This is a genomic window from Halorubrum aquaticum, assembly GCF_900113615.1.
Taxonomy (GTDB): Archaea; Halobacteriota; Halobacteria; order Halobacteriales; family Haloferacaceae; genus Halorubrum; species Halorubrum aquaticum.
In genome coordinates, this window is the sequence record NZ_FOPZ01000020.1 from 57,297 (window position 1) to 63,835 (window position 6,539).

Below are 6,539 nucleotides of genomic sequence, written 5' to 3' on the forward strand. Positions count from 1 at the left end.
GTCCGGGGAGAATCCCGAGATGATCGACCGCGACGACCTCGAGGCGATCGTTTCCGAGAACCCCGAGGCGGTCGCGGCGTTCGTCGACCGGCTCGACGCGGTCAACGAACTGCTCGACGTGGTCGCACTCGGCGAGGCCGCCCTCACCGACGAGATGGCGGTCGAACTCGCCGGGACGGCCTCGACGCTCGCGGAGTCGGCCGACGGCCTGGCGACTGCGGAGACCGTCGGGCTCGCGGAGACGGTCGGGGACGACGCCGACGAGCTCCGCGAGGCGATGGAGACCCTGATCGAGCTCCAGCGGAGCGGCACCCTGGACGAGCTCGCGGAGCTGGGACAGGTCGGCTCGCTCGCGACCGCCGCGCTCGACGACGGGATGGTCCGGTCGCTCGCGGGCACCGGTGCCGCCCTCGGCGAGGTCGCGGACGCGGCCGCGGACGACGAGGTCCGCGAGGGGACGAAGACGCTCCTGGAGGGGCTCGGTGCGGCCCAGCGGAGCGAGCCGTCGAGGGTGGGTGCCGTCGGGCTCGCGCGCGGGCTCCGCGACCCCGAGATCCAGTACGGACTGGGGTACGTGCTCGCGCTGTCGAAGGCCATCGGGCGGTCGCGGTCGCCGGAAAACGAGTCCTAACGGTTCCGAACACGCGTTCTTCGTTCGAGTCGAAACGGGTCGGTTCGTACGCCGCCGAGCCGGCTCAAACGAGCAGTTGGATGTCGGCGTCGGCCATGTCCTGGAAGGCGGAGGCCGCGCCCACGCCGGTCGTCACGCCGTCGTAGAAGTCGTCCTCGTCGTAGCCGAGCAGGTCGATGGTCATCTGACACGCCTGGAGGTCGACGCCGCTCGCGAGGGAGGTCTCGATCAGCTCCTCGACGGAGGCCACGTCGTTGTCCTCGATCCGGTTGCGCATCATCCGGGCGGTCATCCGGTCCATTCCCGGAAGCGCGGCGATGGCGTTCGGAACGGGCATGTTGGGGTTGCCGACGGAGCTCAACCCGAGGTCCTTCGAGTTCTCCTCGTGGAGGATCTCGAGGCCCCAGAAGGTGTGGAAGACCGTGACGTCGTAGCCGAAGGCGGCGGCGGTGCTCGCGAGGATCAGCGGCGGATACGCCATGTCGAGCGTTCCCTTCGTCGCGATGATCACCATCTTGTCGGCGCCGCCCTCGTCGACCTCGCTCCGGAGATCGGAGACCTCGGTCTCAAGTGCCTCGATCTGCGCGCGCAGGTCGGCGACGTCGTCCGGTGAGAACTCGCCGTCCGACGACGGCGGTGTGTCCGCGCTCATCTCACTCCGCCTTCCGGACGTAGTGTTTGTACACCGCCGTCCCGTCCTCGGTGGCCTCCTCCTGGTCGACCAGCTCCGCGCCCTCGGTCGACTCGGCCCAGCCTTTGATGTCGCTCATGCTCCCCGAGTCCGTCGAGACGACCTCGAGGACGTCGCCGGCGGCGAGGCCGTCGAACGCCCCCTTCGTCTTGATGACCGGCATCGGGCAGTTCTGTCCTTTCACGTCGAGCGTCTCGGTCGCGGTTTCCGTGCTCATGGTTGGGATCCCCGTGTTGGGGCTATCACACAATATTGGATGTCCGATGATAAGTGTGTCGATTCTTGTGATAGACTTGAATGACTGAACGACTCTCTACCACCTGCGCCGTACTTCTCCTGTTTCCACGCACGTATACGGGCGTTATCAGCGCTTTGAGCGCCTTGAAATCCGAACTGGCAGTCTCGCTCCGCGTCAAGTATATTGTATATCTTGTACATTATTATGAGAACGCTTAAGTCGATACGTCCGATAGTGGAGGGCGTACATGGACGCAGACGAGATGGACTTTCCGACGCCGGACTCGGACGTCGACTCGATCGCACCCGAAACGCTCAAAGACCGCATCGACGACGGGGAGTCGGTGACGTTGCTCGACGCGCGGATGTCGAGCGACTACGAGGAGTGGCGCATCGACGGCGAGAACGTCGAATCGATCAACGCGCCCTACTTCCACTTCCTCGACGAGGAGATCGACGACGCCGTCCTCGATTCGATCCCCGACGACGAGCACGTCACCGTGCTCTGTGCGAAGGGCGGCGCGAGCGAGTACGTCGCGGGCGCGCTCGCCGACCGCGGCTACGACGTCGACCACCTCGAGGACGGGATGAACGGCTGGGCGTCGATCTACGAGGCCCACGAGGTGACCGGCTACGACGGCCCGGGAACGCTCCTCCAGTACCAGCGCCCCTCGAGCGGCTGTCTCGGCTACCTGCTGTACGACGACGACGAGGCCGCGGTCGTCGACCCGCTCCGCGCGTTCACCGACCGCTACCTCGCGGACGCCGCGGAACTCGGCGTCGAGCTGACGTACGCGTTCGACACCCACGTGCACGCGGACCACGTCTCGGGGCTCCGCGAGCTGGCCGACGAGGGCGTCGAGGCGGTCCTGCCGTCCGCCGCCGCCGACCGCGGCGTCACCTACGCCGACGAGGTCACGCTGACGACCGACGGCGACGAGTTCACGGTCGGGGACGCGGCGGTCGAGACGACCTTCACGCCCGGTCACACCACCGGGATGACCTCCTATCTGCTCGGCGGAAGCCTGCTCGCGACCGGTGACGGCCTCTTCATCGAGAGCGTCGCCCGCCCGGACCTCGAGGAGGGCGACGAGGGCGCCCCCGAGGCCGCCCGGATGCTGTACGACTCGCTACAGAACCGCGTTCTGTCGTTCGATGACGACGTCCTCGTCGGCGGTGCGCACTTCAGCGACGCGGCCGAATCCGCCGCTGACGGCACGTACACCGCGCCGATCGGCGAACTCCGCGAGCGTATGGACGCGCTCTCGGCCGACGAGGATACCTTCGTCGAGACCGTCCTCGCGGACATGCCGCCCAGACCGGCCAACTACGAGGAGGTCATCGCCACCAACCTCGGGCAGAACGCCGTCGACGACGACGAGGCGTTCGCGCTCGAACTCGGCCCGAACAACTGCGCCGCGAGCCAGGACGCGCTCACGAGCGACGACTGATCCGATCGTGACTCTCGATCAGACCGCGATCCGACACGCGACGGATCCGGCCACGACCGGCGGTGACCGCCGATGATCGCCGGCGTTCTCGCCGACCTGCTCGGAGCCGGCACCGTCGACGCGCTGTTTCCGAACGGGATCTCGCGGTACGCGATCGGCGGGCTGCTCGTCGGGCTCGGGACCGTCCTGATCTACCTCGGTACGGGGATCACGGCGGGCGCGAGCACGTTCCTCGAGTCGACGCTCTCGTACGTCTCGGGGCGGTCCCGGTTCACGCAGTACCGCCCGTCGCGCGACTGGCGCGTCGTGTTCACCCTCGGGATAATCGGCGGCGCGGCCGTCTACGCGCTGATCTATCAGGGTGACCCCTGGTCGATCGCGGGCAGTGCTTGGACGACCGAGGTCTCGCCGTGGCGGCTGTTCCTCGGCGGGATCCTCGTCGGGATCGGCACCCGCGTCGGGAAGGGGTGTACCTCCGGCCACGGCATCTGCGGCGTGGGGTCGGTCTCCCGCACGTCGCTCGTCGGCGTGGCGACGTTCCTCGTCGTCGCGATCGTGACCGCGAACGCGGTCTCGGCGCTGGGGGTGGGGCTTTGAGCCGACATCCCCTCTTCATGCCGCTGATACTCGTCGGCGGGCTCGTCTTCGGTTTCGGGCTCGGGTTCAGCCACATGGCCCGTCCGGAGGTCGTCCTGGATTTCCTGACGTTCGACGACTTCGGGCTGCTGTTCGTGATGTTCGGCGGCTCGATCGTCGCCGGCATCGCGTTCTGGACGCTGCCGAAGCTGCGCGATTCGGCCCCGTTGACGGGGCGGCCGTACGGTCGTCGGCTGAAGTCGTTCGACCGGAACGTCCTCGTCGGCGGCTCGATCTTCGGCGTCGGCTGGGGGCTCTCGGGGATCTGCCCCGGCGCGGCCTACGCCAGCCTCGGCGTCGGCAACTGGCCGATCCTCTACGCGATCGGCGGGATGTTCATCGGCGCGTACGCACAGGGCGTCTGGCGCAGCCGGGACGCCGCCGACGCGAGCGCGGCCGCGCCGAGCGACGACTGACCCGCGCGCTCTCGCTCCCGTATCCCGGCCGTCATCCCGCCGCGTCTCCCTCTCGCACCGTTCGCCGCGGTCACGCCACGATACGACACCATGACGAACGAACACTCAGATTCGACCGCCTCGCCCGTCCCGACCGACCGGGTCGTCGAGATCGCGACCGACCTGCTCGGGTTCGACACGCGGAACCCGCCCGGTGACGTCCGCGAGATCGTCGACCACGTCGACGACCTGCTGTCGGCCGCCGGCTTCGAGACCGAGCGCGTCGCCACCGATCCGGCGAAGCCGAACCTGCTCGCGACCCTGCCCGGTCGGACGGACCGAACCCTGTTGTACAACGGCCACGTCGACACCGTCCCGTTCGACGCCGACGCGTGGACGCGCGATCCGCTGGGAGAGCGGGAGGGAGACCGGATCTACGGCCGCGGGGCGACCGACATGAAGGGGCCGCTCGCGGCGATGCTGGCCGCCGGGGAGACGCTCGCCGCGGGCGACGCCGCTCTCCCGGTCACCCTCGCTTTCGCGGTCGTGAGCGACGAGGAGACCGGCGGGGACGCCGGCGTCGACACGCTCGTCGCGAGCGACGCGTTCGACCGGCTCGCTCCCGACGCCTGCGTCATCGGCGAGACGACCTGTTCGCGGGGCCGCCACTCGGTCACCGTCGCCGACCGCGGGAGCATCTGGCTGACGCTGCGCGCCGAGGGGACCGCCGCACACGGCTCGCGTCCCTCGCTCGGCGACAACGCGATCGATCGGCTCTGGGCGGCCGTCTCGCTGCTCCGTTCGCGGCTCACGGCCCGGGAGTTCGACCTCGACGCGACGCTCCGGCCGATCGTCGAGGAGTCCGTCGAGTACTACGAACCGACGCTCGGTGTGGACGCAGCGCGCGACCTGTTCGAGCACCCGACGGTGAACCTCGGGACGATCGAGGGCGGCGAGGCGGTGAACACCGTCCCGGACGCGGCCACCGCCCGGCTGGACGTGCGGCTGACCGCGGGCGTCGAGACCGCGGACGTGCTCGCCGACGTCCGTGACTGCCTCGACGACTTCCCTGCGGTCTCGATCGCCGACGTGAGCTGGTCGGTGGGGAGCCACGAGTCCGTCGACGGACCGCTCGTCGACGCCGTGACGACCGTGGCGACCGCCGTCTCGGGCGAGCGCGTCTTCCGCCGGAGCGCCACCGGCGGCGGTGACGCGAAGACCTTCCGGCACGCCGGCGTCCCGACCGTGGAGTTCGCGTTCGGCACCGACACGGTCCACGCGGTCGACGAGTACACCACGCTCGAGGCGCTGGCGGGCAACGCCGCGGCGTACGCCCGGCTGCCGGCGATGTGGGCCGAGCGAGTCGACGGACGGTAGGGCGGGCCCCGTCCCTCCGGAAGCGAGCCTTTAAGCCGCTCCGAAACCAATAGTGTGTATGAATTCCAATACTGTGTCGTCGGATGGCGACGATCTCGCTGGAGGTGCTTCCCGCGGCCGTCCGACCTCGCTCGCCGACGAGGCCGCCCTCGAGGAGTTCCTCGCCGGCACGGACGCGGCGCTCGTCGAGTTCTACACCGACGGCTGCGGGATCTGCGCCAGCATGGAACCCGTCCTCGGCAACGTCGCCCGCGAGCTCGACGTCGACGTGGCGCTCGTGAACCCGCGCGACGACCCGCCGCTCGTCGAGCGCTTCGACGTTCGCAGCGTCCCGCTCTTCGTCCTCTTCGTCGACGGCGAGCCGGTCGCGCGTCGCGCTGAGGGGTTCATCCCGGGCGACGATCTGGCCGCGTGGGTAGCGGAACACGTCGAGTAACGGGTCGAGATCCGGTCCTCGAACTCCTGTTCGTCGGAGCCGTTCTCGTTCGAGACGACTGGTCGCTGAATAGTGCTACTAGTACGGTTGTTTCAGTAATGATCGAGGTGAGGAGAAGGGAGTAGTTGCCGGCGCGGTGAACGCGACTGGGAAGAATACGTCCAAAGCCCCAGCCGCGAGGACTCGCGCGGCTCGCTGTGCTCCTCGTCACTCACTGCGTTCGCTTCTGCGGTGCTTACTTCACCGGGCTTCGTCCTTCCGAGAGACTTCGTCTCTCGACTTCCCGCTCGCTGTGCTCGCGGGAATCGCGACTGCCCCTTTGAGTCCCACCCTACACAGCACCGCACCCGCACCTCATGCCTCCCCAGCCTCGTCGCCGGCGGCAGAGCCGCCGGCTGCCAGAGGCGCGGAGCGCCTCGCTGCCGCTCGCTCCGCTCGCGGCGTCCCTCGCGGGCGGTTCGCGGTCGCCTACGGCGACCACTCACCGGCGCAGGGCGAGAGCGAAGCTCTCGCTTGAAGCCGGCGGCTCCGCCGCCGGCGACGCCACCGCAATCGATCGCTCACTCCTTAGACTGTACTGAACAGCGTGGATCGATCGAGTCCCCGACGGAGCCGTCGAAGACGATTGATTTGACCGTTCTCCAGCAGTTTTTCGAGGAGTGGTCCCGAAGAAACGGACGACGCG

8 protein-coding genes are annotated in these 6,539 nt (G+C 68.7%); 6 read left to right on the plus strand and 2 right to left on the minus strand.

The genetic code is table 11. The features are described 5' to 3' along the window. Positions 1–19 precede the first annotated feature (19 nt). Complete coding sequence (locus tag F3H10_RS13845; protein ID WP_223174325.1) at positions 20–631, plus strand: DUF1641 domain-containing protein; 612 nt, start codon at positions 20–22, stop codon at positions 629–631. A 64-nt stretch (positions 632–695) separates the two neighbouring features. Here the strand turns inward: F3H10_RS13845 and F3H10_RS13850 are convergent, their stop codons facing one another. After that, the gene (locus F3H10_RS13850) at positions 696–1,283 is read right to left on the minus strand and encodes a DsrE/DsrF/DrsH-like family protein (protein ID WP_149785350.1); all 588 of its coding nucleotides are present in this window, start codon (positions 1,281–1,283) and stop codon (positions 696–698) included. Between the two features lies 1 nt (position 1,284). Continuing rightward, positions 1,285–1,539 carry a sulfurtransferase TusA family protein gene (locus tag F3H10_RS13855; protein WP_149785351.1) on the minus strand — a complete coding sequence of 85 codons (255 nt, stop codon included), beginning with the start codon at positions 1,537–1,539 and terminating at the stop codon, positions 1,285–1,287. A gap of 268 nt (positions 1,540–1,807) precedes the next feature. Between F3H10_RS13855 and F3H10_RS13860 the strand changes: the two genes are divergently transcribed. The 5 genes from F3H10_RS13860 (at position 1,808) to F3H10_RS13880 (ending at position 5,854) form a co-directional block, all read left to right on the plus strand. Beyond that, a complete protein-coding gene (locus tag F3H10_RS13860; protein WP_149785352.1) occupies positions 1,808–3,010 on the plus strand; it encodes an MBL fold metallo-hydrolase in 1,203 nt (400 codons plus the stop codon). A gap of 72 nt (positions 3,011–3,082) precedes the next feature. Continuing rightward, positions 3,083–3,607, plus strand: coding sequence for a YeeE/YedE family protein (locus tag F3H10_RS13865; RefSeq protein ID WP_149785353.1), 525 nt, complete (start codon positions 3,083–3,085; stop codon positions 3,605–3,607). Positions 3,608–3,624: 17 nt separating this feature from the next. Further along, positions 3,625–4,062 carry a YeeE/YedE family protein gene (locus tag F3H10_RS13870; protein WP_149785354.1) on the plus strand — a complete coding sequence of 146 codons (438 nt, stop codon included), beginning with the start codon at positions 3,625–3,627 and terminating at the stop codon, positions 4,060–4,062. Between the two features lie 90 nt (positions 4,063–4,152). Further along, positions 4,153–5,418 carry a M20 family metallopeptidase gene (locus F3H10_RS13875; RefSeq protein WP_149785355.1) on the plus strand — a complete coding sequence of 422 codons (1,266 nt, stop codon included), beginning with the start codon at positions 4,153–4,155 and terminating at the stop codon, positions 5,416–5,418. 58 nt (positions 5,419–5,476) lie between these two features. Beyond that, entirely contained in the window at positions 5,477–5,854 is a 378-nt protein-coding gene (locus tag F3H10_RS13880; RefSeq protein ID WP_149785356.1) for a thioredoxin family protein, read from the plus strand. Positions 5,855–6,539: the final 685 nt, after the last annotated feature.